This window comes from Acrocarpospora sp. B8E8, from assembly GCF_039871605.1.
Lineage (GTDB): Bacteria > Actinomycetota > Actinomycetes > Streptosporangiales > Streptosporangiaceae > Acrocarpospora > Acrocarpospora macrocephala.
In genome coordinates this window covers 1-25,173 of the sequence record NZ_JBDPLV010000076.1, presented here as the reverse complement: position 1 = coordinate 25,173, position 25,173 = coordinate 1, and the positions used below count along the sequence as shown (strand labels likewise).

At 70.9% G+C, this 25,173-nt stretch carries 22 protein-coding genes; 7 read left to right on the top strand and 15 right to left on the bottom strand.

Going from position 1 to position 25,173, the window contains the following annotated elements; all coding sequences use genetic code 11:
• Nucleotides 1-423 precede the first annotated feature (423 nt).
• A complete protein-coding gene (locus ABGB08_RS44875) occupies nt 424-723 on the top strand; it encodes a hypothetical protein (protein ID WP_347603751.1) in 300 nt (99 codons plus the stop codon).
• On the opposite strand, the gene ABGB08_RS44870 is transcribed toward ABGB08_RS44875, so the two are convergent.
• The 7 genes from ABGB08_RS44870 to ABGB08_RS44840 form a co-directional block, all read right to left on the bottom strand.
• Nucleotides 636-1,388 carry a CbiX/SirB N-terminal domain-containing protein gene (locus ABGB08_RS44870; RefSeq protein WP_347603749.1) on the bottom strand — a complete coding sequence of 251 codons (753 nt, stop codon included), beginning with the start codon at nt 1,386-1,388 and terminating at the stop codon, nt 636-638. The genes ABGB08_RS44875 and ABGB08_RS44870 overlap by 88 nt on opposite strands.
• Nucleotides 1,385-2,566 carry a uroporphyrinogen-III synthase gene (locus ABGB08_RS44865; RefSeq protein WP_347603747.1) on the bottom strand — a complete coding sequence of 394 codons (1,182 nt, stop codon included), beginning with the start codon at nt 2,564-2,566 and terminating at the stop codon, nt 1,385-1,387. The genes ABGB08_RS44870 and ABGB08_RS44865 overlap by 4 nt, the downstream gene beginning before the upstream one ends.
• A 23-nt stretch (nt 2,567-2,589) precedes the next feature.
• On the bottom strand, nt 2,590-2,916 hold the full coding sequence (gene nirD / locus ABGB08_RS44860) for a nitrite reductase small subunit NirD (RefSeq protein WP_347603745.1): 327 nt from the start codon (nt 2,914-2,916) through the stop codon (nt 2,590-2,592).
• Nucleotides 2,913-5,336, bottom strand: coding sequence for a nitrite reductase large subunit NirB (gene nirB / locus ABGB08_RS44855; RefSeq protein WP_347603743.1), 2,424 nt, complete (start codon nt 5,334-5,336; stop codon nt 2,913-2,915). Before nirB ends, nirD begins: the two co-directional genes overlap by 4 nt.
• A complete protein-coding gene (locus tag ABGB08_RS44850) occupies nt 5,333-6,730 on the bottom strand; it encodes an FAD-dependent oxidoreductase (RefSeq protein ID WP_347603741.1) in 1,398 nt (465 codons plus the stop codon). The genes nirB and ABGB08_RS44850 overlap by 4 nt, the downstream gene beginning before the upstream one ends.
• On the bottom strand, nt 6,727-8,790 hold the full coding sequence (locus ABGB08_RS44845) for a molybdopterin oxidoreductase family protein (protein ID WP_347603739.1): 2,064 nt from the start codon (nt 8,788-8,790) through the stop codon (nt 6,727-6,729). The genes ABGB08_RS44850 and ABGB08_RS44845 overlap by 4 nt, the downstream gene beginning before the upstream one ends.
• Nucleotides 8,791-8,900: 110 nt before the next feature.
• The gene (locus ABGB08_RS44840) at nt 8,901-10,223 is read right to left on the bottom strand and encodes an MFS transporter (protein ID WP_347603737.1); all 1,323 of its coding nucleotides are present in this window, start codon (nt 10,221-10,223) and stop codon (nt 8,901-8,903) included.
• A gap of 213 nt (nt 10,224-10,436) precedes the next feature.
• Here ABGB08_RS44840 and ABGB08_RS44835 point away from each other — a divergent pair, with 213 nt between their 5' ends.
• Nucleotides 10,437-10,910 (top strand): peptide deformylase, encoded by a 474-nt coding sequence (locus tag ABGB08_RS44835; protein ID WP_155360127.1) that lies wholly within the window; start codon nt 10,437-10,439, stop codon nt 10,908-10,910.
• Nucleotides 10,911-11,051: 141 nt separating this feature from the next.
• Entirely contained in the window at nt 11,052-12,023 is a 972-nt protein-coding gene (locus ABGB08_RS44830) for an N-acetylmuramoyl-L-alanine amidase (RefSeq protein WP_347603735.1), read from the top strand.
• Between the two features lie 301 nt (nt 12,024-12,324).
• Here ABGB08_RS44830 and mshC read toward each other — a convergent pair whose 3' ends face one another.
• The 6 genes from mshC to ABGB08_RS44800 all read right to left on the bottom strand — a co-directional run bounded on the left by mshC (nt 12,325) and on the right by ABGB08_RS44800 (nt 17,189).
• A complete protein-coding gene (mshC, locus tag ABGB08_RS44825; RefSeq protein WP_347603733.1) occupies nt 12,325-13,530 on the bottom strand; it encodes a cysteine--1-D-myo-inosityl 2-amino-2-deoxy-alpha-D-glucopyranoside ligase in 1,206 nt (401 codons plus the stop codon).
• 9 nt (nt 13,531-13,539) lie between these two features.
• A complete protein-coding gene (locus tag ABGB08_RS44820; RefSeq protein WP_347603731.1) occupies nt 13,540-14,280 on the bottom strand; it encodes an NRDE family protein in 741 nt (246 codons plus the stop codon).
• Nucleotides 14,281-14,356: 76 nt separating this feature from the next.
• The gene (locus tag ABGB08_RS44815) at nt 14,357-15,103 is read right to left on the bottom strand and encodes an SCO1664 family protein (RefSeq protein WP_155360131.1); all 747 of its coding nucleotides are present in this window, start codon (nt 15,101-15,103) and stop codon (nt 14,357-14,359) included.
• Nucleotides 15,100-15,675: a DUF3090 domain-containing protein gene (locus ABGB08_RS44810; protein ID WP_347603728.1), complete on the bottom strand. Its 576-nt coding sequence runs from the start codon at nt 15,673-15,675 to the stop codon at nt 15,100-15,102. The genes ABGB08_RS44815 and ABGB08_RS44810 overlap by 4 nt, the downstream gene beginning before the upstream one ends.
• 9 nt (nt 15,676-15,684) lie before the next feature.
• Entirely contained in the window at nt 15,685-16,374 is a 690-nt protein-coding gene (locus tag ABGB08_RS44805) for a histidine phosphatase family protein (protein WP_347603726.1), read from the bottom strand.
• Complete coding sequence (locus ABGB08_RS44800) at nt 16,371-17,189, bottom strand: undecaprenyl-diphosphate phosphatase (RefSeq protein ID WP_347603724.1); 819 nt, start codon at nt 17,187-17,189, stop codon at nt 16,371-16,373. Before ABGB08_RS44800 ends, ABGB08_RS44805 begins: the two co-directional genes overlap by 4 nt.
• 43 nt (nt 17,190-17,232) lie before the next feature.
• Between ABGB08_RS44800 and ABGB08_RS44795 the strand changes: the two genes are divergently transcribed.
• Together ABGB08_RS44795 and ABGB08_RS44790 are read left to right on the top strand one after the other, a co-directional pair.
• Nucleotides 17,233-18,165, top strand: coding sequence for an aldo/keto reductase (locus ABGB08_RS44795; protein WP_155360134.1), 933 nt, complete (start codon nt 17,233-17,235; stop codon nt 18,163-18,165).
• Between the two features lie 151 nt (nt 18,166-18,316).
• Nucleotides 18,317-19,195: a hypothetical protein gene (locus ABGB08_RS44790; protein WP_347603722.1), complete on the top strand. Its 879-nt coding sequence runs from the start codon at nt 18,317-18,319 to the stop codon at nt 19,193-19,195.
• A 312-nt stretch (nt 19,196-19,507) separates the two neighbouring features.
• Here the strand turns inward: ABGB08_RS44790 and fabI are convergent, their stop codons facing one another.
• Together fabI and ABGB08_RS44780 are read right to left on the bottom strand one after the other, a co-directional pair.
• Complete coding sequence (gene fabI / locus ABGB08_RS44785) at nt 19,508-20,275, bottom strand: enoyl-ACP reductase FabI (protein WP_155350689.1); 768 nt, start codon at nt 20,273-20,275, stop codon at nt 19,508-19,510.
• 169 nt (nt 20,276-20,444) lie between these two features.
• The gene (locus ABGB08_RS44780; RefSeq protein WP_347603720.1) at nt 20,445-21,149 is read right to left on the bottom strand and encodes a beta-ketoacyl-ACP reductase; all 705 of its coding nucleotides are present in this window, start codon (nt 21,147-21,149) and stop codon (nt 20,445-20,447) included.
• 383 nt (nt 21,150-21,532) lie between these two features.
• On the opposite strand from ABGB08_RS44780, the gene ABGB08_RS44775 reads away from it, so the two are divergent.
• Nucleotides 21,533-23,026, top strand: coding sequence for a TldD/PmbA family protein (locus ABGB08_RS44775; protein WP_155360137.1), 1,494 nt, complete (start codon nt 21,533-21,535; stop codon nt 23,024-23,026).
• Nucleotides 23,023-24,390 carry a metallopeptidase TldD-related protein gene (locus ABGB08_RS44770; RefSeq protein WP_347603718.1) on the top strand — a complete coding sequence of 456 codons (1,368 nt, stop codon included), beginning with the start codon at nt 23,023-23,025 and terminating at the stop codon, nt 24,388-24,390. The genes ABGB08_RS44775 and ABGB08_RS44770 overlap by 4 nt, the downstream gene beginning before the upstream one ends.
• Nucleotides 24,391-25,173: the final 783 nt, after the last annotated feature.

Sequence of the window (25,173 nt, the reverse complement as noted above, 5' to 3'; positions counted from 1 at the left end):
GCTTCCTCCACGCCGCATGAGCACCGTAGGTCGCGGGCGGCGCCAGGGTCGGGATTGCCTTGCCTGGTCTTACCCGTCCTCCACAGTCGTTTTGGGTGTCCGCCAGCCCGGCGGCCACCATGTCTTGTCAGCTTCTCGGCCGTAAACGACTGAGCTCGCAGCTCCTCGCCGTCGATGGCTTCGACGGTTCAGGCCGCGTATGGCAGCGTGACTCACTGCCCGGCATGGCAGGCCATGCCGCGTATCGCGGTGCCGATAACAGATCGTAGGAGCCGTTCCCCGGCAAGCCGGGTGCGTTCAATCCCGTCACCACATCACCAACAGTAACAGTGCGACCACAAATAGGGAAGCCATTCCTCTCAGGCCCGAACGCCCTAGGTTCCTGGCCAGATCCCGCTGAAGACGGCTCTTGATGAAGGGTAGGTGCAGGCCGCGGCGATGCCCGCGTTCGTGTCGCCGTCGCTGACCGTGCGGTTCCGGCAGGCCATGCGGGACAGCGAGCTCGGCCCGCAGGCGGAGATCGAGCCGCTGGCCGCCTACCTGGCGGCCGAGCAGGGTCGTGGCCGGATCGGCCCCGGGGTGAACCCGGAGGCCACCGCCCGGCTGCTGCTGGCGGGCTGCTTCCAGCACGCCTACTACGAGACGTTCACCGGCGCGGACTCCGAGCCCTCCCGGGACGAGAGCGCGGGGGACATCGTCAGGGAGCTCCGGCTGGAAGCCTGAGCCTCGTCGAACCTGGTCCACACGAGGGCGGCCAGGTCGTCGTCGGCGCCGAGCGGGGCGGACACGAGGTCGGCGCTGCTGTCGGCCAGCCGGCCGTGGAAGTGCCCGGGGGCCAGCAGGTAGGAGGCCACGGCGACCCGGGGGGCCGTGCGCGTCGTGCGCGCCCTGGTGAGGGCGTCGGCCAGGGTGGGGGTGCCGCCGGCCGCGAAGGCGGCGGTGACGGGGCGCGAGAGCCGTACCGACAGCAGGCGGGCGGCCGCGCGGACGTCGTCCAGGGCCGAGGGGTCGGCGGAGCCCGCGGCGCCGAGCACGACCGCGTCGCCGGGCCGCAGCCCGGCGGCGGCGAGCCGCCGGGCCAGGACCGAGGTGAGCAGCGGGTGCGGGCCGAGCGGCCCGGCCACCCGGGCGTCGGGGCGCACGCCGGCGATGATCGCGGGCAGGTCGACGTGGGCGTGGTAGCCGCCCGCGAGCAGCAGCGGCACGACCACCACCGGGCCCACGCTGGCGGCCAGCACGTCGACCAGCGGCGGGGTGCTCAGCTCCAGGAAGGCCAGCCGGACGCGATGCCCGGGGCGGAGCCTGCGGACCCGGCCGGCCAGGTCCGCCAGCACCGCCGACCACCGCTCGTCGCGGGCGCCGTGTCCCGCCATCACCAGAGTGGTCATGCGTCGTCCCGCTCGCAGGCCAGCCGGTAGCCGCGTTTGACCACGGTCTCCACGATGCCGCTCGGGCCGAGGGCGCGGCGGAGCCGGGTGATCGCCATCTCCACCGCGTGCTCGGCCGAGTCCCTGGACGGCCCGCCGGGCAGCACCAGGCGCAGGTCGGAGCGGGCCACCACGTGTCCTGGCCGGTCGGCGAGGCGCTTGAGCACGGCCATCGGCGCGGGTGGGAGCGGCTTGAGCTCGCCGTCCACGGCCACCGCGTGGCCGCGGATCTCCAGCCGGTGGCTGCCGGCGACCAGGCGGGTGACGCTGTGCTCGGGCAGGTGCCGGGCGAGCGTGCGGGCCAGCGAGCCGAGCCTGGCCCGTTCCGGCTGGATCGCGGGCACGCCCCGGCTCACCAGCGGCTGCGCGGTGACCGGGCCGACGCAGGCGGCCACGACCGGGCCGGAGAAGGCGGCGATCAGGGCGTCCTCCAGGCCGTCGGCGCGGGCCGCGTTCAGCATGGCCAGCACGGCGGGGGCGCTGGTGAAGGCCACCGCGTCCACCGAGCCGGAGACGGCCTGGCTGACCAGGCGGCGCAGCGGCGAGGTGTCCCGGTAGGGCAGCCAGCGGTAGACGGGCACCTCGGTCACGTGCGCCCCGGCCGCCCGCAGCTCGGCGATGAAGCCGGTGAGCGGTTCGCCGTGCAGCTGGACGGCGATCCTGCGGCCGCGCAGGTCCTGGGCGAGCAGGTACTGCTTGACCTCCTCGCAGGACTCGGTGGCCGGGGTCCAGTAGTCGGTCAGACCGGCCGCGCGGACCGCGCCGCGCGCCTTCGGGCCCCGGGTGAGCAGGCGGGCTCCGTTCAGGTGCCCGGCCAGGTCGCCGGACAGGCCCCAGCCCTCGGCGGCGGCCATCCAGCCGCGGAAGCCGACCCCGGTGGTGACCACCACGTCGTCGACGGGGGCGGCCAGGCACTCCCGGGTGGAGGCGAGCAGGTCGGCGTCCTCGGCCAGCGGCACCAGCCGGATGGCGGGGGCCCGGACCACGCGGGCGCCGCGCCGTTCCAGCAGGGCGGCGAACTCCTCGCGGCGACGGGTGGCGGTCACCCCGATGGTGAAACCGGCCAGCGCGTCGGGCGCGGTCTCGGGGGATCCGAGCTCGACCGGAGACCCCGGCGGGGCTTCCATCGGAGCTTCCATCGGAGCTTCTTCGAGTAGCGCGGTCACAGAACGCTCACCTCTACCATCCCACTGGTGACACGAATCGGAAATATCGGGATAAAAGTCGCCGGGTCGTCCAGGCAGGCTCCGGTGACCAGGGAGAACACTTGCTTGTGCATCGGGGAGGCCACGGTGGGCTCCCCGTTCCTGGTGCCGACGATGCCCCGGGACAGCACGTACGCCCCGCTGTACGGGTCCCGGTTGCCGGTGGCGTACAGGCTGCCGTCGAAGGTCCGGAAGAGCGCGACCTGCTCGGATCCCAGCAGGGCGCAGGCGCCCCGCTCCGGGAGCAGGTCGGCGTAGCCGCAGACGGACGTCCATTCGCTCATGAGCTCACCCCCACGGGTCTGATCTGGTCGCGTTCGGTGACGAAGGAGATCGACGGGTCGGGCACCCCGGGCGCGTTGACGAAGCTGGTGAAACGCCGGAGTTTGTCGGGGTCGTCGAGAGTGGCCCTCCATTCGTCGAAATATCCGGCGACGTGTCGTTCGATCTGGGCGTCCAGGTCGGCGCACAGCCCGAGCGAGTCGTGCACGATCACGTCGCGCAGGTGGTCCAGGCCGCCGTCCATGGCCTCCAGCCAGGCGGACGTGCGCTGGAGGCGGTCGGCGGTGCGGATGTAGAACATCAGGAACCGGTCGATGGTGCGGATCAGCGTGTCGGTGTCGACGTCGGAGACCAGCAGGTCCGCGTGGCGGGGTTTGAAGCCGCCGTTGCCGCAGACGTAGAGGTTCCAGCCGTTCTCGGTGGCGATGACGCCGAAGTCCTTGGAGCGGGCTTCGGCGCACTCGCGGGCGCAGCCGGAGACGGCGGATTTGAGCTTGTGCGGGGAGCGCAGGCCCCGGTAGCGGGTCTCCAGCATGATCGCGAGGGCGGCCGAGTCCTGCACGCCGTAGCGGCACCAGGTGGAGCCGACGCAGGATTTCACGGTGCGCAGGGCCTTGCCGTAGGCGTGGCCCGACTCGAAGCCCGCGTCGACCAGGCGGCGCCAGATCTGCGGGAGCTGCTCGACGCGGGCGCCGAACAGGTCGATCCGCTGCCCGCCGGTGATCTTGGTGTAGAGGCCGAAGTCGCGGGCAACCTCGCCGATCACGATGAGCTTGTCCGGGGTGATCTCGCCGCCGGGGATGCGCGGGACGACCGAGTAGGTGCCGTTCTTCTGGATGTTGGCGAGGAAGTGGTCGTTGGTGTCCTGGAGGGCGGCCTGCTCGCCGTCCAGGACGTGCGTGTTGTGCAGGGAGGCGAGGATGGACGCGACGGCCGGCTTGCAGATGTCGCAGCCGCGGCCGGTGCCGTGCTCCTCGATCAGCTGGGTGAAGGTGGTGATGGCGCGGACCTGGACGATCTCGAAGAGCTCGGCGCGGCTCTGCGTGAAGTGCTCGCACAGCGCCTTGCTGACCGGCACGCCGGATTTGACGAGGATCTGCTTGAGCAGCGGGACGCAGCTGCCGCAGGTGGATCCCGCCCGGGTGCAGGCCTTGATGCCGGAGACGTCGGTGAGCGCCTTGTCGAGTACGGCTCCGCGGACCGTGCCCGCGGTGACGTTGTTGCAGGAGCAGACCTGGGCGTCGTCGGGAAGGTCCGGGGTGACGCCGCCGGTGAACAGCAGATCGCTGGGAAGTCCGGGCAGGGGTTTGCCGACGTAGGGCCGCAGGGTGTCGTACGGGCCCGCGTCGCCGACGCAGATGCCGCCCAGGAGGGTTCTCGCGTCGTCGCTCACGAACAGCTTCTTGTAGACGCCGCCGACCGGGTCCATGTAGGTGACGTCCAGCGCCCCCGACATCTGGCCGAACTGGGCGACGGCCACGCCGAGCAGCTTGAGCTTGGTGGACAGGTCCGCGCCGGAGAAGCTCGACGTGCCGCCCGTGATCCGGTCGGCGGCCACCTCGGCCATGGTGAAACAGGGTCCGACCAGGCCGTAGATCTGGCCGCCCACCAGCGCGCACTCGCCGATCGCGTAGATCGACGGATCGGAGGTGCGCATGCCCTCGTCGACCACGATGCCGCCGCGCTCGCCCACCGCGAGGCCGGACGCGCGGGCCAGCTCGTCACGAGGCCGGATCCCGGCGGAGAAGACCACGATCTGGGCGGGAATGACCTCGCCGTCGGGTTTGACCAGGCCGGTCACCCGGTCCGGTCCCGCGATCTCTTTGACCCCGGCTCCGGCGTGCACGGTCAGGCCGAGGCGTTCCACGTGGTCGCGCAGGACCGCGCCGCCGCCCTCGTCGACCTGGCGGGGCATCAGCCAGGGGCTCATCTCGACCACGTGGGTCTCCAGGCCGAGCCCGCGCAGCGCGTCGGCGGCCTCCAGGCCGAGCAGCCCGCCGCCGACCACGATCCCGGCCGTGGCGGTCGCGGCGGCGGCCCTGATCGCGTCCAGGTCCTCGATCGTCCGGTAGACGAAACACCCGGCCAGGTCCTTGCCGGGCACGGGTGGCACGAAGGGCGCCGACCCGGTGGCCAGCACCAGCACGTCATATTCCGAAATTTCGCCATCGGCGGTGGTGACCGTACGGGCGGCGCGGTCGATGTCCGTCACCCGGGAGCCGAGCCGCAGCGTGACCCCCTCCGGAACCGGATAAGTCAGATCCTCGGCGGTCTTGCCCGCCAGGTACGAGGTCAGCGCCACCCGGTCGTACGCCGGTCGTGGCTCCTCTCCCACGATCGTGATCGACCCGGCGAACCCCCGCAGCGACTCCACCAGCCGGTGGGCCGAAGGCCCGTGACCCACTACCACGACCCGCGTCATGCGCTTACCCCTTCCTGCTCGCACAGCCAGCTCACGATTCCCTCGACGGCGTCGGCGCATCCACCGCACCCGGTCGTCGCCCGGGTGGCCGCGGCCACCGCCGCCAGATCCCGGGCTCCCTCCTCCCAGCAGGCCCTGATCTGGCCTTTCGTCACGTTGTTGCAGCGGCACACCTTGGCCGAGTCGGGCATGCGCACCGGGCTGTCGGCCACCGGCGCGGCCGACAGGCCGGGGAAGAGCAGGCTGGCCCGGTCCCCGGGCAGCGGCCCGCCCCGGTCGTAGAGCTGGGTGAGCGTGCCGACGGCGGCGCTCTCCCCTACCAGGATCGCGCCGACCAGCCGGTCGTTCCTGATCACGAGCTTGCGGTAGATCCCGGTCCGGCGGTGACTGAAGCTGACGATCTCGGCGTCGGCCTCGGTCAGATGGGTCTCGCCCATCGCGGCGAGCTCGACGCTCCTGGCCTTGAGCCGGGTGACCAGCCGGGATCCCCGGTAACGCGCGGCCGTGTCGGCACCGGTGATCAGGTCGGCCACGATGGCGGCCTGCTCCCAGCAGGGCGCGACCAGCCCGTAGACCTGGCCGTCGTGCTGGGCGCACTCGCCGACCGCGAAGATCGACGGGTCGTCGGTGCGCATCTCGTCGTCGACCACGATCCCGCGTTCGACGTGCAGCCCGGCGTCCCTGGCCAGGCCCACGACCGGCCGCACGCCGCAGGCCAGGACGACCAGGTCGCCCTCGACCAGGCCGCCGGTGACCTCCACCCCGGCCTCGGTGATGGCGGTGACCTCGGCGCCGGTCCTGATCTCCACGCCGAGCGCGGTCAGCGTCTCGCCGAGCACCAGACCGGCTTCGGCGTCCAGCTGGCGTTCCATCAGGTGCCCGGCCACGTGCAGCAGCGTCACCGGCAGGCCGCGCCCGGCCAGGCCGCGCGCGGCCTCGATGCCGAGCAGCCCGCCGCCGACCACGACCGCCCGCCGGGCCCGCCCGGCGGCTTCGACGATCTTCTCGCAGTCGTCCAGGGTCCGGAACGGGATGGCCCGCTCCACGCCGGGGATCGGCGGCACGAACGGCCGGCTGCCGGTGGCCAGCACCAGCACGTCGTACGGCTCCCGCCGCCCGTCGGCCGTGATGACCGTGCGGCAGTCCCGGTCGATGGCGGTGACCTCGGTGCCGAGCGCGGCGGTGACCCCGTGCTCGGCGTACCAGGCCTTGTCGTGCAGCCGGACGATCTCCGGCGTGGCCGTGCCCGCGAGCACGTTGGACAGCAGCACCCGGTTGTACGGCTGCCAGGTCTCGGCCCCGAACACGGTCACCCGGATGCGCTTGTCCCGGGCCCGCACGTCGCTGACCACGCGGGACCCGGCCATGCCGGTGCCGACGACGACCAGCCTCATGACGTGCCCCCTTCGACCCGGACGGCGCAGACCTTGAACTCGGGCATCTTCGAGATCGGGTCCAGTGCCGGGTTGGTGAGCCGGTTGACGCCCTCCCAGTGGAACGGCATGAACACGGTGTCGGGGCGGATGTCCTGGCTCAGCCGGGCGGGGGCCTCGGTGGAGCCGCGGCGGCTGGCGACCCTGACCCGGTCGCCGGCCGCCACGCCGATGCGCTCGGCGAGTTCAGGATGCATCTCCACGAACACCTCGGGCGCGGCTTTAGTGAGGGCGGGGATCCTGCGGGTCTGCGCGCCGCTCTGGTAGTGCGCGAGCACCCGCCCGGTGGTCAGGTAGAGGGGGTAGTCGTCGTCGATGTCCTCGACGGGGGGCCGGTGCTCGACGGGGACCATCCTGGCCCGGCCGTCGGGGGTGGCGAAGCGGTCCAGGAAGGGCCGGGGCGTGCCCGGGTGGTCCTCGGCGGGGCAGGGCCAGAAGACGCCGGTCTCGGCCGCGATCCGCTCGTAGGTGATGCCCGCGTAGTCGGCGACGCCGCCCGCCGTGGCGCGCCTGAGCTCGTCGAAGACCGTACGGGGATCGTCGGGGAACTCGTGCCCGAGGCGGCTCGCGAGGGCGGCGAGGATCGACAGGTCGCTCCGCACCCCCGAGGGCGGAGCGACGGCTTGGCGGCGCAGCAGCACGCGCCCCTCCAGGTTAGTTAATGTGCCTGCCTCCTCGGCCCACTGGGTGGTGGGCAGGACGACCGTGGCCAGGTCGGCGGTCTCCGACCTGACCAGATCCGACACCACGAGCAGGTCGAGCGCGGCCAGCCTGGCGGTGACGTGGCCGGAGCGCGGCGCGGAGACGACCGGGTTGGAGCCGAACAGCAGCAGGGCTTTCGGCCCGGCGGGGGTGCCGAGCGCGTCGAGCAGTTCGTAGGCCGAACGCCCGGGCCCGGGCAGATCGGCGGGATCGACGCCCCAGACGCCCGCGACGTGCGCGCGGGCGGCCGGGTCGTCGATGCGCCGGTAGCCGGGCAGCTGGTCGGCCTTCTGGCCGTGCTCCCTGCCGCCCTGGCCGTTGCCCTGCCCGGTCACGCAGCCGTAGCCGGAGCCCTCGCGCCCGGGCAGGCCGAGGGCGAGGGCCAGGTTGATGAACGCGGTGACCGTGTCGGTGCCCTTGGCGTGCTGCTCGGCGCCCCGCGCGGTCAGGATCACGGCCCTGCGGGCGGTCCCGAGGGCCCGGACGGTGTCGCGCATCCGCGCCACCGGCACGCCGGTGATGCGCTCCACCCGCTCCGGCCACCAGGCGGCGACGCTGTCCTGGACGGCCTCGAAGCCGTTCACCCGCTCGGCCAGGTACGCCTTGTCCGCGTATCCCTCGGCGATCGCGATGTGCAGCAGCCCCAGCGCGAGCGCCAGGTCGGTGCCCGGCGTGAGCTGCAGGTGCAGGGTCGCGAGCTTGGCGGTCGGGGTGACCCGGGGATCGGCGACGATCAGCTGCCCCGCCTGGTTGAAGTGCCGGACGAACGGGGGCATGGTCTCGGCCACGTTGCCGCCCGCCAGCAGCACCACGTCCGCCTGGGCGAGATCGGTGATCGGGAAGGGCAGGCCGCGGTCCATGCCGAACGCCCGGTTGCCGGCCGCCGCGGCCGACGCCATGCAGAACCGGCCGTTGTAGTCGATCTGGCTGGTCCGCAGCGCCACCCGGGCGAACTTGCCCAGCTGGTAGGCCTTCTCGTTGGTCAGCCCGCCACCGCCGAACACGGCCACCCCGTCGGGGCCGTGTTCCGCTTGGATGCTCTTCAGCCGGTCGGTAATGAAATCGAGGGCTTCGTCCCAGCCGACCGGATTGCCGTACAAGAGGGGGGTGGTCAGCCGGTGCGGGGAGGTGAGCAGATCGCCCGCCGTCCAGCCCTTCTGGCAGAGCCCGCCCGCGTTGGCCGGGATGTCGTCGCGTGGGGTGATCCCGTCCGGCCGCACGTGCATGCCGCACTGCAACGCGCAGTACGGGCAGTGTGTGGCCGTTCCCACCGGCAGCCGCGACATCACAGGCGGCGCGGCGGGAAGTGAGACGGGCATGGGTCCGATGGTGCTTTCAGGCCGTTTCACGGCTGGGTCCCTTCTGTTACCGCTGTGCTACAAGGCACTAACCGCCGCTCACGATCGCCTCCGGCCACCGGTGAGGACCCTCACACCCGGGCGGCGGCGAGGCTCGGCGCCAGGCGGACGCCGACCGTGCGCAGGTAGCAGAACCAGGTCAGCGCGCAGCAAATCGCGTAGAAGATGGCGAAAGCCGTGATCGCCGCGCCCGCTCCCCCGGTCGACGCGATCGAGGTGCCGAAGCCGCGATTGATGAAAAATCCACCGAAGGCGCCGATGGCGGAGATGAACCCGATCGCGGCGGACGCGTCCCGCTTGCCGACGCGGACGGCCTCCTCGTACTCATCCGTGCCCGGCTCGAGCCCCGCCACCGCCTTGGCGCGGAAGATCGCCGGGATCATCCGGTAGGTGGAACCGTTGCCCACGCCCGCCGTGCCGATCAGCAGCATGTAGGCCGCGAAGAACAGCACGAAGTTGTGCTGCGCCAGCCCGGCGTAGACCAGCAGCACCGCGCCCGCCATGGCGACGAAGTTCCACAGCGTCACCGTCGCCCCGCCGAGCCGGTCCGACAGCCACCCGCCCAGCGGCCGGATGAGCGAGCCGACCAGCGGCCCCAGGAAGGCCAGCGTGATCAGATCCGCGCGCTCCGCGAACTGCGACTTGATCAGCAGCGGGAACGCGGTCGAATACCCGATGAACGACCCGAACGTCCCGATGTAGAGCACCGACATCACCCAGGTCTGCGGATCTCCCGCCGCCCGCGCCATCTCCCTCGGCTCGGCCTTGGCCGAACTCAGGTTGTCCATGAAGAAGTACGCCCCGACGGCCGCCGCCACGATGAACGGCACCCAGAACAGGCCCGCCGCGGCCAGCCCGAACCCGCCGATCACCAGCGGCATCACCAGCTGCACCGACGACACCCCGATGTTGCCCCCGGCCGCGTTCAGCCCGAGCGCCGACCCCTGCTTGGCCTGCGGATAGAAGTAGGTGATGTTCGCCATGCTGGAGGCGAAGTTCCCGCCGCCCAGCCCCGCCGTCGCCGCGATCACCAGGAACATCCAGTACGGCGTCGCCGGATCGTTCACCGCCACCGCCAGCAGCACCGCCGGGATCAGCAGCAGCAGGGCGCTCGCCACGGTGAAGTTGCGGCCGCCGTACCGGGCCGGGCCGAAGGTGTACGGGATGCGCAGCGCGGAGCCGACCAGGTTGGGCAGCGCCACGATCCAGAACAGCTGGTCGGTGGAGAACTTGTAGGCCCCCAGCTTGACCGCGACGATGCTCCACACCGTCCACAGCGTGAAACCCAGATGCTCGGCGAAGATCGAGAAGATCAGATTGCGGCGGGCGACCTTGCGGCCGGACGCCGCCCAGAACGCGGGGTCGTCCGGACGCCAGTCACGGATCCAGGCCATCACGTGTCCTTTCCTTGGGGGATGTCCCGAGAAAAGTAAGCGGCGGCCGTTACGCACTTTGACGATTAGTAACGGTGCACCCGTTACGTGTGACGCACCGAGGAAACACGCAACTCATACGACGCACAGCGGCAACATGGAATTAACCAGGGTTGGCGAAGTCCGCGGCGGGGAATTCCAGAACCGGTGTCGCCGTCGCCGCGGGGAGCGTGCATGACTGCCCGACAGATTCGTCCTTTCACCGATCCGGTGCTGCGCGGAGTGGCCGAACCGGTCACCGTCTTCGACCGCGCGCTGCGCGATGTGGTGAAGGCGCTGACCCTCACCATGCGGGCGGGCGCGGGCCGGGCGGGTCTGGCCGCGCCGCAGCTGGGCCTGCCGCTGCGGGTGGTGGCCTTCGACTACGACGGCAAGGCGGGCCACGTGGTCAACCCGCGCCTGGAGCTGTCCGAGCGCCGCATCGTCGCCGACGAGGCCTGCCTGTCGGCCCCCGGCGTGTGGTGGCCGTTGGAGCGCTCCTTCTCCGTCGTCGCGCGCGGCCGCGACATGTACGGCAAGCCGGTCACGGTCCGCGCCATCGGCATGCTCGCGCGGGTGCTCCAGCACGAGGTGGACCACCTCGACGGTGTGCTCTTCAGCGACCACCTGGCCCCGGAGGAACGCGAACGTTTCCTGGCCCGCGTCTGACCGCACCGGGAGATTACGGAAATACGACGCGTATCGGTTACGGAGGGTAACCGATCTCCGGGCTGGGGATAGGCACTGGTGGACGGCCTCCCGTGACGTGTGGGGTCCCCGAGGTTCCACATCACTCGGGAGGTCGCCACCATGTCCGTCGCACGCAGATCGTTCCTGACGATCGGCGGAGGGCTGGCCGGAGCGGTGCTCCTCACCGCTCCCGCCGAGGCCTCGGCCGCACCGGCGGCCATACCGAGGCCGCCGCGAATATATCTCCGTGAGGAATGGGAGGCCCGCCCGCCGAAATCCAAGGCCGTGGTGCTCAACCGCGTCCCCGACAAGCTGATCGTGCACCACACGGCCACGCTGAACCACGATGAGACCAGCCTGAAGGCGGCCTTCGGGCTGTCGCGCGCCATCCAGCGCTACCACATGCGCCACAACGGCTGGGACGACATCGGCGAGCAGTTCACCATCAGCCGCGGCGGCCACGTCATGGAGGGCCGCAACCGCACGATGCGCGCCGTCCGGCGCTGGCGGCACGTGGTCGGAGCCCAGGCCGCCGACCACAACCGCCACACGCTCGGCATCGAGACCGAGGGCACCTACATGGAGGAACTGCCGCCCCAGCGCGCCGTGGACGCCCTGCTCCGCCTGCTCGCCTGGCTCTGCTGGCACTACGAACTGGAACCCGACACCGCCATCATCGGCCACCGCGACGTCAACGCCACGTCCTGCCCCGGCGACAAACTCTACGAACTCCTCCCCGAAATCCGCGAAAAAGTCACCCAACGCCTCGACCGCGGCTACCAGTCCTACTACAGGTACCGCCTCACCGACTGGGGCCCCCTCCCCGCCCCCGCCCACTACTTCGACCACGGCCCCACAGTCGGCCCCAACGACCACATCCCCGAACCCCACCAGCCAACCTCAGACACCACCCAAACCCACACACCGGCGGCAGGCGCGCCCGACGCCACCGAAGCCCGCTCACCGACCGCGGATTCCCTTGACGCCGATGGACCTCAGTCACCAGCCGCCGGCCCGCCCGACGCCAGCGAAGCCCACTCAGATGCTCCTAGCGCCGGAGAAGCCCAGCTACCGGCCGCAGGGCCCATCTGACGCCGACGAAACTCACCCTCGGACTCCGCCGCCCTGGACACCACCCAAGCCCACTCACCGACCGCAGGCCGCCGCCCGCGAAGATCACCCACGGACTGCCGACCGCCCAAGCCCACTCATCAGGCGCAGGCCCGCTTGACGCCAGCGAAGCTCATCGACGGGCTGCGCCGCGGAGGGCACGGAACTAGGGCGCATCGCTCTTTACTCCGGTGAAGCTCGCCCACCGGCCACAGGCGCTTTTGGCGCCGGTGCGGCGAGAGGTGACGCGGTGGTGAACGGCGCCGGATAACGGCGAGCAACCCTACAAAGCGATCCCGAGGAGGGCGTCGGCGGTGTCGCGGACGAGGTTTGGGGCGTCGGGGTCGGTGCCCTCGTTCGACGCCCATTCGTCGATGGCCGCCAGCGCGCCTGGGGCGTCCAGATCGTCGGCCATACGTTCGCGTACCTGGTCGAGAAGGGCGAGTCCAGCCGGGCCCGACGGGCGGGCGACGGCGGTGCGCCAGCGGGACAGGCGGGCCTCGGCGCGGGTGAGGTCGGCGGGGGTCCACTCCCAGTCGGCGCGGTAGTGGTGGGCGAGGAGCGCGAGCCGTACCGCCATGGGGTCGTGGCTCTGCCGGAGCTTGGAGACGAAGACGAGGTTGCCCCGGGACTTGGACATCTTCTCGCCGTCCAGGCCGACCATGCCCGCGTGCACGTACGCCCGCGCGAACGGCCACTCACCGGTCGCCACATGCCCTTCGCTCGCGCCCATCTCATGATGCGGGAACACCAGATCGGATCCCCCGCCCGCGACATCGAAGCCGCTGCCCAGATTGTTCAGCGCGATCGCGGTGCACTCGATGTGCCACCCCGGCCGCCCTGGACCGAAAGGGGACGGCCACGACGGCTCTCCCGGACGTTCAGCCCGCCACAGCAGCCAGTCCAGCGGGTCACGTTTGCCCGGCCGGCCCGGGTCGCCGCCACGCTCGGCGAACAGCTCCAGCATCCGCTCCTCGCCGTAACCGGACACGGCCCCGAACTTGGGCGCGGCCGAGCGGGCGAAGTAGACGTCGCCGTCCACCCGGTAGACGGCGTCCCCGAGCCGCTCGATCAGCTCGGCCACCTGGCCGACCACCTCGGTCACCCCGACGTACTCGCGCGGCGGGATGATCCGCAGCGCCGCCATGTCGGAGCGGTAGAGCTCGATCTGGTCCTCCGCGAGCTCCCGCCAGTCCACCCCGGTCTGCTCGGCGCGTTCGAGCAGCGGGTCGTCCACGTCCGTGGTGTTCTGGGTGTAGTGCACCTCGTGGCCCGCGTCCCGCCAGACCCGGTTGACCAGGTCGAACGCGAGATAGGTGGTGGCGTGGCCGAGATGGGTGGCGTCGTAGGGGGTGATGCCGCAGACATACATCCGGGCTTCGCCGTCGGGAGTTGTCGCTGAGACCTGTCGCGCGGCGGTGTCGTACAGGTGCAGGGGGCGCCCGGAACCGGGTAGCCGCGGGATGTTCGGTGCAGGCCACGATCGCATGACCCGAGCCTATCCGCGCCCCTCAGCCGGTATCTCCACGGTGTGCCAGGTCCGCGGATCCTCGGGAAACGGCAGGAAGTCGTAACGCACGCCGTTCTCGGCGAGCGCCACCAGCGTGACCGACAGGCTCGCGTAGACGCGCCGCTCCCCGACCTCGTGGTGCACCAGCAGAGCGCGCGGATCATCGGCGGGCACGCCGTCGCCACTGGCCAGCTCCAGCCAGTCGCCCCAGAACCGGTCCGGCGCTCCCCCGGTCACCCGCTCCGGCCGCGCCGCCCGCGCGAACCTCGGCCGGAAATATCCGACCCGCGCGTTCTCATCCTCCCCCGGCATGCCGGCGTTGACGATCACATGCAGCCCGCGCGGCAGCTTCTCCTCAGCGATCCGCTCCCCGTTCCAGGTCCACAACCGCACACCATCCAACCCGGCAACGACCAGGTAGAAAGGGTCATACCTCGACAAATCCACGTGCGGCATCTCGCCCGCGTCCGCCGCCAGCAGCGGCAGATCACCTCGAGTCAACCGGACATCCAGACCCGCCGGACGACCCTGGCCGTTGAGCAACGCCGCCACTCGCCGCGCCGCCGGATTCACCGCCAGCCACGTGCCACCCGCCAGCAGATCCCTGCCACCGATCAGCCCCGGATGCTCCGGCCAGTACGCCCCCGGCGACATCCACGGCCGGGCCACGAACTCATCGCGTACCCCGGCCAGCAGGACCGGCACCTCCGCGTCGGGTTCGACACTCACGATCACCGTACACAATGCCCGTTCCCTCCATTATCGGTAGAGACTCATGCAGAGTGCCCGAAATAGTGTGGCCCGTCTAGATCGGCGGCCAGGGGATGGCCGGCCAGTCCTCCGAGGGGTAGGGGTGAACGCCGGTGTCCAGGAGTTTCCTTACCCGGTTCCAGGTCGCCTCGACCTCGGCGACCGTGAGCAGTTCGCGCAACCTGCGCCCCAGGCGTCCCCTTTCTATCTCCCGCTCCAGCGTCACCAGCACGCTCACCGCCTCGCGCGGCAGCGGCTTGCCCCGCCACTGCCACAGCACGGTCCGCAGCTTGCCCTCCTCCGAGAAGCAGACCCCGTGATCCACCCCGTAGATGTGCCCGTCCGTCAGCGGCAGCAGGTGGCCCGCCTTGCGGTCGGCGTTGTTGACGACCGCGTCGTACACCGCCATCCGGCGCAGCGCGGGCTGGCGGCTGCGCACCAGCGCCATCAGGTCGGCCTCCGGGTCGGCGTCGATCCACAGCTGCACCATGCCGGGCCCGAACGGCCCGTCCCGGTACACGGTGGGCGGCACCAGGCGCCAGCCCGTGGCCGCGGCCACCTCGTAGGCGGCCACCTCGCGGGCGGCCAGCGTGCCGTCCGGAAAATCCCACAACGGCCGCTCCCCGCGGACCGGTTTGTAGACGCACGCGGCGAGTTGCTCGCCCTGGCTGATCGTGCAGTAGAGCGTCATGTTGGTGGCCTCGACCAGCCGGCCGGCCACCTCCAGCCTGCCTTCGCGCAGCAGGCGCATGGCCGCGGCGTCGTCGAGACCCGGGCCTTCCTCGGCGCTCTCCGCTGTCATGCAGTCAAACCCCCGGGGTGGTGACCGTTGAGACGAACACAGATGTGGCCCTCCGCGTCCAGCGGCTGGCCGCAGAGCGGGCAGGGCGGGCGGCCCGCCGCCACCACGTCGAGGGCCCGGCGGCTGAACGCGCGGGCGAGGGCGGGGCTGATCCGGACCCGGAGCACGGCCGGCGCGGGACGATCCGGGTCGGCGAAGAGCGGGTCCTCCTCCTCGTCGTCCTCAGCGGTCGCCTCCTGCGCCTCGATGATCACCTGGGCGGTCTCCGGGTCCCAGGCCAGCGCCATCGTGCCCACCCGGAACTCCTCGTCGATCGGCATCTCCAGCGGGGCCATGTCGGCGAGCTCGGCGGAGGCCGCGGCCGGGACGGGGGCCCGCCCGCCGCTGCGGCGCAGCACCTCGTCGAGCAGCTCGTCCAGACGATCGGCCAGCACCGCCACCTGAAACTTCTCCAGCGAGACCGTCGTGACCCTGCCCTGCCCCCGGGCCTGCAGAAAGAAGGTTCGCGCGCCCGGTTGCCCCACGGCACCGGCCACGAACCTGTCTGGCGGATCGTAGTCGAAGACCGGCATAAGCAGACCCTACGTGGTCCCAGCTCCGCCGCCGACGGCGGCATCGCTCCCGGTGATGTTTTCTCCCCCATCTTTGTCCGCCGAACCCTGTTCAGGCAGAGCGATATTTCCGGTCTCGTTAAGTTTGAGCAAGAAGGGGCGTATGGGGGTGTATCGGATGATTGTGACCGAAGCCGGGTCCGCTGTGACGCGCTGGAACTGGTCCAGATGGATGCCCATCGCGTCCGCCACGATCGCCTTGATCACATCGCCGTGGCTGCAGACCAGATAGGTCGCCTTCTCCCCCAGCCGCTCGTTCCAGTCGCGTACGGCCTGCACCGCGCGGTGCTGCACGGTCGCCAGCGCCTCCCCGCCGGGGAAGACGACCGCGCTCGGGTGCGCCTGCACGACCTGCCAGAGGGGCTCCTTGGCCAGTTCGGCGAGCTTCCGCCCGGTCCACTCGCCGTAGCCGCACTCGATGAACCGCTCATCGCTGTGGATCTCCAGCCCTCGCCCGGCGGCGACCGCCTGGGCGGTCTCCCGGCAGCGCTCCAGCGGGCTGGAGACGATCGCGTCGAGCGCTATCCCGGCCAGCCGCTCCGCGACCCGGTCCGCCTGCTCCCGGCCGCGCTCGTCCAGGTGCACGCCCGGGGTGCGCCCGGCCAGGACCGGGCCGGTGAGTTCGGTCAGCCCGTGCCGCAGCAGCAGGAGCGTGCTCATGCGGTGATCACGCCGAGCGACAGCAGCGTCAGCAGCAGCGACCCGGCGAACACGCGGTAGACGACGAAGATGTTGGTGGAGTGCTTGGCCACCCATTTGAGCAGCCAGGCGATGGAGGCGTACCCGACGATGAAGGAGACGACGGTGCAGATGATCGTCGGCACCAGCGGCGGGCCGCCGCCGTCGCCGACGTGGCGCATCTCGAAGATGCCGGACAGCACGACCGCCGGGATGGACAGCAGGAAGGAGTAGCGGGCGGCCGCCTCGCGGGTGTAGCCGAGGAACATCGCGCCGGTCAGCGTGGACCCCGAGCGGGACGCGCCGGGGATCAGCGGCAGCATCTGCCAGGCGCCGATGATCAGGCCGTCCTTCAGCGTCAGGTCCTCGATCTGCTTGCGCTTGGACCCCCACTGCTCGGCCACCAGCAGGATCAGGCCGAACACGATCAGCATGCTCGCGTTCAGCCACAGGTTGCGGGCCGGGCCCTCGATCAGGTCGGCGAACAGCAGCCCGGCCACCGAGATCGGGATCGTGCCCAGGATGATGTACCACCCCATCCGGGCGTCCAGGGTGTCGCGCAGCTCCTTGTCCCGCAGGCTGCGCAGCCAGGCCCAGCTGATCCGCACGATGTCGCGCCAGAAGAACAGCAGCACCGCCAGCATGGTGCCGAGCTGGATCACCGCGGTGAAGGCGGCCCCCGGGTCGGGCCAGTTCAGCAGCTTGGGCACGATGAGCAGATGCGCGGAGCTGGAGATCGGCAGAAACTCGGTGAGTCCTTGCACGATGCCCAGCACGATGGCCTGGAGAACGTCCACGATCGGCCAGCTTAGAGCCTTCGACGCGATACTCTGGCTCACAATGGATCAGCGATTTGTCGGGCGCAGCGGGCTCTCTGTGTCCCGGATCGGTCTGGGCACGATGACCTGGGCTCGCGACACCGGCGCCGAGGAGGCGACGGCTCAGCTCACCGCGTTCGCCGACGCGGGCGGCACGCTGATCGACACCGCCGACGTGTATGCCGGAGGTGACGCCGAACGCCTGATCGGCCGCCTGTTAGCCGAGGTGGTCCCGCGCGCCGACCTGATCGTCGCCACCAAGGCGGTGCTCACCCCCGGCGGCAAGGACGGCTCCCGCCGCCACCTCATCCGCGCCCTGGACGCCTCCCTCGACCGGCTCGGCCTGGACGAGATCGACCTGTGGCAGTTACACGCCTTCGACCCCGACGTCCCCCTGGACGAGACGCTCGCCGCCGTCGACACGGCGGTCTCCTCCGGCCGTACGGCTTACGCCGGCGTCTGCAACTACACCGGCTGGCAGCTGGCCGCGGCCGGGACCTGGCAGCGCGGCGTCCCGGGCCGGGCCCCCCTGGTCTCCGCGCAGGTCGAATACTCCCTGGTCGCCCGTGAGGCCGAGGACGAGCTGCTCCCCGCCGCCGCCCACGTGGGCGCGGGGGTCCTGGCCTGGTCCCCGCTGGGCCGGGGCGTGCTCACCGGCAAGTACCGCACCGGCATCCCCGCCGACTCCCGGGCCGCGACCCCGCATTTCGCCGACTTCGTCCAGCCGTACCTGGACGAACGTTCCCGCCGCATCGTCGAATCGGTGACCACCGCCGCCGAGGGCCTGGGCGTCTCCCCGCTCGCCGTCGCCCTTTCCTGGATCCGGGACCGCCCGGGCGTGTCGGCCGCCATCGTCGGCGCGCGCACCCATGCCCAGCTGCTCGGCGTGCTCCAGTCCGAGAAGCTCACCCTCCCGTGGGAGATCAGGGAAGCCCTGGACGACGTGTCGTCCTGAGTCCCGCCCGGCCTTGGGGGAAACGAGAGGGGGCCTCGCGTATTACGCATCGATACCGAATCGCAACTTTCTGCGGAATTCGCTGGCGCGCCGGAAAAACTTGAGAGAACCAAGTAAGCGTTGCGCTTATTGGGGTGGGGAGGGACTTTCTATGGGGATGGGACGTCGCGCGTCCGCCATCTCCGCCGGTGCGCTGGCGCTCGCGCTCGGCGGGGGAATACCTCTGCTGGCGGCGGGGTCCGCGCGGGCGGCCGACTGCAACTCCCAAGGGCCGCTCTCGGGGGTCGCCAACAGCCTGTGTCAGGTGGTGGACGGGGTCACCGACGTGGTGGACGGGGTGACCGGCGGCACGCTGTCCACGGTCACCGACACGCTGGACAGCACGGTGAGCGGGGTGACCAACGGCGCGGGCAACGCGGGCCGCACGGTCAGTGCCAGCCCTGCCCCCACGCCGAGCGGCGGCTCGCCGGAGAGCTCGACCCCCTCCACTCCGCCTAGCCATAGCGGCGGCCTGGGCGAGACCGTGCGCGCCGTCTGCCTGCCGTTGCTGGCCGGTCCCGAGTGCGACGAGAAGCCGTCGACGCAGCCCCGGCCCCGGGCCAGCAAGTCGCCCAAGCCGCGGCCCACCGCGTCGGAATCCGACTCCGGGGGCGGCACGCTTCCGACCGACCCTCCCAAGCCGCCGGAGAACCGCCCGCAGTTCCTCGAGGACGGCGACGGCGATCCCGTCCCGTCTGGCGAGCCCGACGGCGACGGGATGGTCATCAGGATCGAGGACGCCGAGGTGCCGCTGCTGTGGCCCGGGCAGCTCGTCCCGGCGCTGACCGGCGAGACGCGGGGGGCTTCCGCCCGGCCGCGCCAGCCGTACGACCCGGTGGGCACCGCGCTGACGGCGGTGCTGCTGCTGTCGGCGGTGCTGGCCACCCGCGTGGTCGCCTCCCGGCGCGCACGCGAGAAAAAGGACGAACCGGACGGCCTGCCACTGTCCGGCCTGCCCATGACCACCGGCCGCCATCACCGCCTGGCCTGAAACACCACCTGACCCGGAGCACCGTCTGGCTTGAAGCACCGCCTGGCTTGACGCATGGTCGTGGCCTGAAGCACGCCCGACCCAGTGGCTTGAAGCACCACCTGGCTTGACGCATGGTCGTGGCCTGAAGCACGCCCGACCCAGTGGCTTGAAGCACCACCTGACCCGGAGCACCGTCTGGCTTGAAGCACCGCCTGGCTTGACGCATGGTCGTGGCCTGAAGCACGCCCGACCCAGTGGCTTGAAGCACCACCTGACCCGGAGCACGGTCTGGCTTGAGGCGCCGCCCTGCCGGGGCTTGGTGGAGTCGTGTCAGGCGCCGATGGCGTGGACGCCGCCGTCGACGTGGACGATCTCGCCGGTGGTGGCGGGGAACCAGTCGGAGAGCAGGGCCAGGCAGGCCTTGGCGGCGGGGACGGTGTCGGCGAGGTCCCAGCCGAGGGGGGCTTTGTCGGGCCAGCTATCCTCGAACTCCTGGAAGCCGGGGATGCTCTTGGCGGCCATCGTGCGGAGCGGTCCGGCCGCGACCAGGTTGACCCGGATGCCGTGCTTGCCGAGGTCCCGGGCGAGGTAGCGGTTGGCCGACTCCAGACCGGCCTTGGCGACGCCCATCCAGTCGTACACCGGCCACGCCTTGGTGGCGTCGAAGTCGAGGCCGACGATCGCCCCGCTGCCCCCCTTCATCAGGGGCAGGCAGGCGACGGCCAGCGACTTGTAGGAGTAAGTGGAGACATGCAGGGCGGTGGCCACGTCCTCCCACGGGGTGTTGAGGAAGTTGCCGCCCAGGCAGCTCTGCGGCGCGAAGCCGATCGAGTGCACCACGCCGTCCAGACCGTCCAGATGCTCGCCGACCCGGTCGGCCAGCGTGTCGAGGTGCTCGGTGTTCTGCACGTCGAGCTCGATCACCGGCGGCGGCTTGGGCAGCCGCTTGGCGATCCGCTCCACCAGGCTCAACCGGCCGAAACCGGTCAGCACCAGGGTGGCGCCCTCCTCCTGGGCCAGCTTTGCCACGCTGAACGCGATGGACGCGTCGGTGAGCACGCCGGTGACGAGCAGCCGTTTGCCGTCGAGAATTCCCATGTCCTAGTGCCCCATTCCTAATGACCCGTTCCTAGTGGCCAGTTCCCTAATGGTCCATGCTGAGACGGCAGCCGGTCGCCCGGCGTCCACGGCGCTGGATAGCGGGCCGTCCCAAATGACCCATGCCGAGACGGCGGCCTGCTGCCCCGCTGCCCCGGCCGGCCCATTCCTAATGGCCCATGCCGAGGCCGCCGTCGACGGGGATGACCGCGCCGGTGATGTAGGAGGCGTCGTCACTGGCCACGAACCGGACGACCCTCGCGATCTCGGCCGCGTGCGCCTGCCGGCCGAGCGGGATCTGCTTGCGAATCAGCTGCTGCTGCTCCTCGGTGAGCTGCGCGGTCATGTCGCTCTCCACGAAGCCGGGGGCGATGACGTTGACCGTGATGTTGCGGGAGGCCAGCTCGCGAGCGAGCGAGCGGCCGAAGCCGACCAGACCGGCCTTGGAGGCGGCGTAGTTGGCCTGACCGGCCGAGCCGAGCAGGCCGACCACCGAGGAGATCAGGATGATCCGCCCGCGCCTGAGGCGCAGCATCGGCCGGACGGCGCGCTTGGCCACCCGGTAGGCGCCGGTCAGGTTGGTGTCGATGACGTCGGTGAAGGTCTCCTCCTTCATCATCGCCAGCAGCGTGTCCTTGGTGATGCCCGCGTTGGCGACGACCACCTCGACCGGGCCGTGCTGCGCCTCGGCCTTGTCGAAGGCCGCGTCGACGTCGGCCTGGCTGGTGACGTCACAGCGGACGCCGAACAGCCCTTCCGGGGGTTCGCCGGAACGATGGGTGACGGCGACGGCATCGCCGGTCGCCGCGAGTTCGCGGGCGATCGCGAGACCGATGCCACGGTTGCCGCCAGTGACGAGTACAGAACGAGCCATGCTCCGACGCTATCGGCTACCAAGCGGTAACGGCTTGTCCGCACGAGACAAGATCACAGGTCCGGCGTGGTGGACTTCGGCCAGTCGCGGCACAATCGCGGCGCAATCGCGCCCGGATCTGGAGCGGACCACGGGCGTGTCGGGGCTGGACCAGCGCCGGATCGGAAGCGGGATCTGGGGCGGATCACAGGCGTGTCGGGGCTGGGCCAGTGCCGGATCGGCAGCCGGGTCCGCTTCGGATCGCGGCTTGGTCGGCCGTCGGTCCGGGGTGGGTGGCCGTCGGTCCGGGGTGGGTGGCCGTCGGTCCGGGGTGGGTGGCCGTCGGTCCGGGGTGGGTGGAGGCCCGGTGGGGATTGTCGGAGGGCGTCGCTAGGATCGGGCGCATGCGTCAGATCGATCCGGATTTTCTCGCCCTGCCGCTCCGGCGGCTGGCCGATGCCGCGCTCAATCGGGCCCGTGAACTGGGTGCCGAGTATGCGGCTTTTCGTGTGGAGCGGGTGCGTGCGGAGACGCTGCGCCTGTTCGACGCGCGGCTGGAGGGCTCCATCGACGCCGATGACCTCGGCTTCGCCGTGCGGGTGGTGAAGAACGGGACCTGGGGGTTCGCCGCCGGGATCGCGCTCACGCCGGAGGCCGCCGTCGCGGTGGCCGAGCAGGCGGTGCAGGTGGCCGAGGTGAGCGCGCCGATCAACCGGGAGCCGGTCGAGCTGGCCCCCGAGCCGGTGTATGCGGATGTCACCTGGGTGTCGGCCTACGACGTGGATCCGTTCGACGTGCCGTTGCGCGAGAAGGTGGAGCTGCTGGGCGAGTGGTCGGGCGGCCTGCTCGGCCAGGTCGATCACGTGTCCGCCTCGCTGATGCAGGTCAAGGAGCAGAAGTTCTACGCCGACTCGGCGGGCACGGTGACCACCCAGCAGCGGGTCCGGGTGCATCCGCAGCTGACCGCGATGAAGGGAGACGGCGAGCGCTTCGACGACATGCGCACGCTGGCCCCGCCGGTCGGGCGCGGCTACGAATACCTGACCGGAACGGGCTGGGACTTCCCCGCGGAACTGGCCACGCTGCCCGCCCTGCTGGCCGAGAAGCTGGCCGCTCCCTCGGTCGAGTCGGGCAAGTATGACCTGGTCGTCGACCCCTCCAACCTGTGGCTGACGATCCACGAGTCGATCGGCCACGCCACCGAGCTGGACCGGGCGCTCGGCTACGAGGCCGCCTACGCGGGCACCTCGTTCGCCACCTTCGACCAGCTCGGCGAGCTCACCTACGGCTCCAAGATCATGAATGTGACCGGCGACAGGACCGCCGAGCACGGCCTGGCCACGGTCGGCTGGGACGACGAGGGAGTGCGGGCGCAGTCGTTCGACATCGTCACCGACGGCACCCTGACCGGCTACCAGCTCGACCGCAGGATGGCGCTGCTGAAGGGCTTCGGCCGCTCCAACGGCTGCGCCTTCGCCGACTCCCCCGGCCACCCGCCGATCCAGCGCATGGCCAACGTCTCGCTGCGGCCCGCCGAGGGCGGCCCGTCCACCGACGAGCTGATCGCCGGGGTCGAGAACGGCATCTACGTGCTGGGCGACAAGAGCTGGTCGATCGACATGCAGCGCTACAACTTCCAGTTCACCGGCCAGCGCTTCTACCGGATCTCCGGCGGGAAGCTGGCCGGGCAGCTGCGCGACGTGGCCTACCAGGCCACCACGACCGACTTCTGGCGCTCCATGGACGCGGTTGGCGGCCCGCAGACCTACGTGCTGGGCGGCGCCTTCAACTGCGGCAAGGGCCAGCCCGGCCAGGTCGCGCCGGTCAGCCACGGCTGCCCGGCCGCGCGCTTCCGGAACGTCCGGATCCTCAACACGGTGCAGGAGGGTGGCAAGTGACCCCGCAGGAGACTGTTGAACGCGCGCTCGCGCTGCCGGGGGCGGACGACCGCGTCGTCATCGTGGACGAGGGCTCCAGCGCCAACCTGCGCTTCGCGGGCAACACCCTCACCACCAACGGCGTGGCCCGCACGGCCCGGCTGACGGTGATCTCGATCTCCGGCGCCGGGGTGGGCGTGGTGTCCCGCTCCGCCGTCCGGCCCGACCAGCTGGCCGACGTGGTCGCCGCCGCCGACCAGGCGGCCAGGGACGCGCAGCCGTCCGAGGACGCCAGGCCGCTGGTGGAGGGCTTCGTCCAGGCCGACTGGGAGGTTCCTGCCGAACCCACCTCGATCGAGGTGTTCTCCGCGTTCGCCCCCGCGCTGGGCGAGGCCTTCGCCACCGCCGAAGCCTCCGGCCGCAAGCTGTACGGGTTCGCCGAGCACCTGGTCAACTCGGTCTTCGTCGGCACCAGCGGAGGCCTGCGCCGCCGCTACGACCAGCCGACCGGCCGGCTGGAGCTGAACGCCAAGTCGCCCGACATGACCCGTTCGGCCTGGGCGGGCGTGGCCACCAAGGACTTCACCGACGTGGACGTGGCCGCCCTGGACGGCACGCTGGCACGGCGGCTCGACTGGGCCAAACGCCGGGTCGACCTGCCGGCCGGGCGTTACGAGACGATCCTGCCGCCGGGCGCCGTCTCCGACCTGATGATCTACCTCTACTGGTCGGCCGGGGCCCGGGACGCGGCCGACGGCCGGACCGTCTTCGCCAAGCCGGGCGGCGGCACCCGGGTCGGCGATCAGCTGTCCAGCACGCCCATCCAGCTGTTCAGCGACCCGCGCCACCCCGGCGTGGAGTGCGTGAACTTCGCGGTCGCGCACACCTCGGGCCGCGAGCAGTCGGTGTTCGACAACGGGCTGCCGCTGGACCACACGAACTGGATCTCCGACGGCACGCTGGCCAACCTGGTGCAGACCCGCCACTCGGCGGAACTGACCGGCCTGAACACCACCCCCCAGATCGACAACCTGATCATGGAGAGCGCGACCGGTTCCGGCACGCTGGAGGACATGATCGCCAACACCGAGCGCGGCCTCCTGCTCACCTGCCTGTGGTATATCCGCGAGGTCGACCCCCAGTCCCTACTGCTCACCGGCCTCACCCGAGACGGCGTCTACCTGGTGGAACACGGCGAGGTCGTCGGCGAGGTCAACAACTTCCGCTTCAACGAGTCGCCGGTGGACCTACTCGGCCGCCTCACCCAGGTGGGCACAAGCGAGCAGACCCTACCGCGCGAGTGGAACGACTACTTCACCCGCGCGATCATGCCGCCAATCCGCGTCCCCGACTTCAACATGTCCACCGTCAGCCAGGCGAACTAACAACCAGACGATCGGCCGCCAGGCCAGCCAGGCGTCCGATGGTTCCGGTTTGCCGGTCGCCCGAGCCAGGCGGCCAGGCCGGACAGCCGATCGTCCGGTTTATTCGGTTGCCGGTCGTCTGGGTGAACCGATGGTTCCGGTTTGCCGGTCGTCCGCGCCAGGCGGTCAGGCCGGGCAGCCAGGCGTCCTGGCTATTCTGCTGCCGGTGGTTCCCGTTGTCCGGGGAGCCGGTCATTTCAGTCACCCACCGTGCCATAACACCTACTCCCTCCGGGCAATCACAGCGACGGCGAGGGCGGGCGGAGCCCGAGGGAAAACAAAGTGCTGGGTGGGTGGGACAACCGCGAACACGGCGACGGCGGGGGCAGGCAGAGTCCGAGGAGGAACAGGGAACTCACGGATGGCCGCCCTTAGCCGAGCACGCGCAGCTTCACGATGGGTTGACGGCGTTGCGGCTGCGTTCACGCCTTCCCATCACGACAATCCGCACATAAACGACTACATAGAGTTGCAAGTCGAACGTGTGAGCGATATCCTGGCAGTAGGTCGGCCGGTCGATTCACGACAGGAGGTGGTCCGCGATGATGACCTCAGGTGCGGTGCTGCTTCCCGGCCACCGTGCCGCCACCTCTCTCGCCGCCGATTCCCCCGCCGATTCCCCCGCTGGTTGCCCCGCTTGTTCGCCCGCCGACCCCGCCCCCTCCTTACCCCCTCATCACGCCCGCGCGCCAGCCGGCCCTGACGGTCGCGACCCCGCCGCCCGAGGTTCCCTCAAAGCCAGCT

Coding starts and splice junctions, on each gene's coding strand:
- ABGB08_RS44775 (WP_155360137.1), top strand. CDS start 21,533: ATGCGTCAGATCGATCCGGATTTTCTCGCCCTGCCGCTCCGGCGGCTG.
- ABGB08_RS44815 (WP_155360131.1), bottom strand. CDS start 15,103: ATGACAGCGGAGAGCGCCGAGGAAGGCCCGGGTCTCGACGACGCCGCG.
- ABGB08_RS44835 (WP_155360127.1), top strand. CDS start 10,437: ATGACTGCCCGACAGATTCGTCCTTTCACCGATCCGGTGCTGCGCGGA.
- ABGB08_RS44865 (WP_347603747.1), bottom strand. CDS start 2,566: ATGGAAGCTCCGATGGAAGCCCCGCCGGGGTCTCCGGTCGAGCTCGGA.
- ABGB08_RS44790 (WP_347603722.1), top strand. CDS start 18,317: ATGGGGATGGGACGTCGCGCGTCCGCCATCTCCGCCGGTGCGCTGGCG.
- ABGB08_RS44795 (WP_155360134.1), top strand. CDS start 17,233: ATGGATCAGCGATTTGTCGGGCGCAGCGGGCTCTCTGTGTCCCGGATC.
- nirB (WP_347603743.1), bottom strand. CDS start 5,336: ATGACGCGGGTCGTGGTAGTGGGTCACGGGCCTTCGGCCCACCGGCTG.
- ABGB08_RS44840 (WP_347603737.1), bottom strand. CDS start 10,223: ATGGCCTGGATCCGTGACTGGCGTCCGGACGACCCCGCGTTCTGGGCG.
- ABGB08_RS44810 (WP_347603728.1), bottom strand. CDS start 15,675: ATGCCGGTCTTCGACTACGATCCGCCAGACAGGTTCGTGGCCGGTGCC.
- ABGB08_RS44850 (WP_347603741.1), bottom strand. CDS start 6,730: ATGAGGCTGGTCGTCGTCGGCACCGGCATGGCCGGGTCCCGCGTGGTC.
- fabI (WP_155350689.1), bottom strand. CDS start 20,275: ATGGGAATTCTCGACGGCAAACGGCTGCTCGTCACCGGCGTGCTCACC.
- mshC (WP_347603733.1), bottom strand. CDS start 13,530: ATGCGATCGTGGCCTGCACCGAACATCCCGCGGCTACCCGGTTCCGGG.
- ABGB08_RS44780 (WP_347603720.1), bottom strand. CDS start 21,149: ATGGCTCGTTCTGTACTCGTCACTGGCGGCAACCGTGGCATCGGTCTC.
- ABGB08_RS44845 (WP_347603739.1), bottom strand. CDS start 8,790: ATGCCCGTCTCACTTCCCGCCGCGCCGCCTGTGATGTCGCGGCTGCCG.
- ABGB08_RS44805 (WP_347603726.1), bottom strand. CDS start 16,374: ATGAGCACGCTCCTGCTGCTGCGGCACGGGCTGACCGAACTCACCGGC.
- ABGB08_RS44830 (WP_347603735.1), top strand. CDS start 11,052: ATGTCCGTCGCACGCAGATCGTTCCTGACGATCGGCGGAGGGCTGGCC.
- ABGB08_RS44870 (WP_347603749.1), bottom strand. CDS start 1,388: ATGACCACTCTGGTGATGGCGGGACACGGCGCCCGCGACGAGCGGTGG.
- nirD (WP_347603745.1), bottom strand. CDS start 2,916: ATGAGCGAATGGACGTCCGTCTGCGGCTACGCCGACCTGCTCCCGGAG.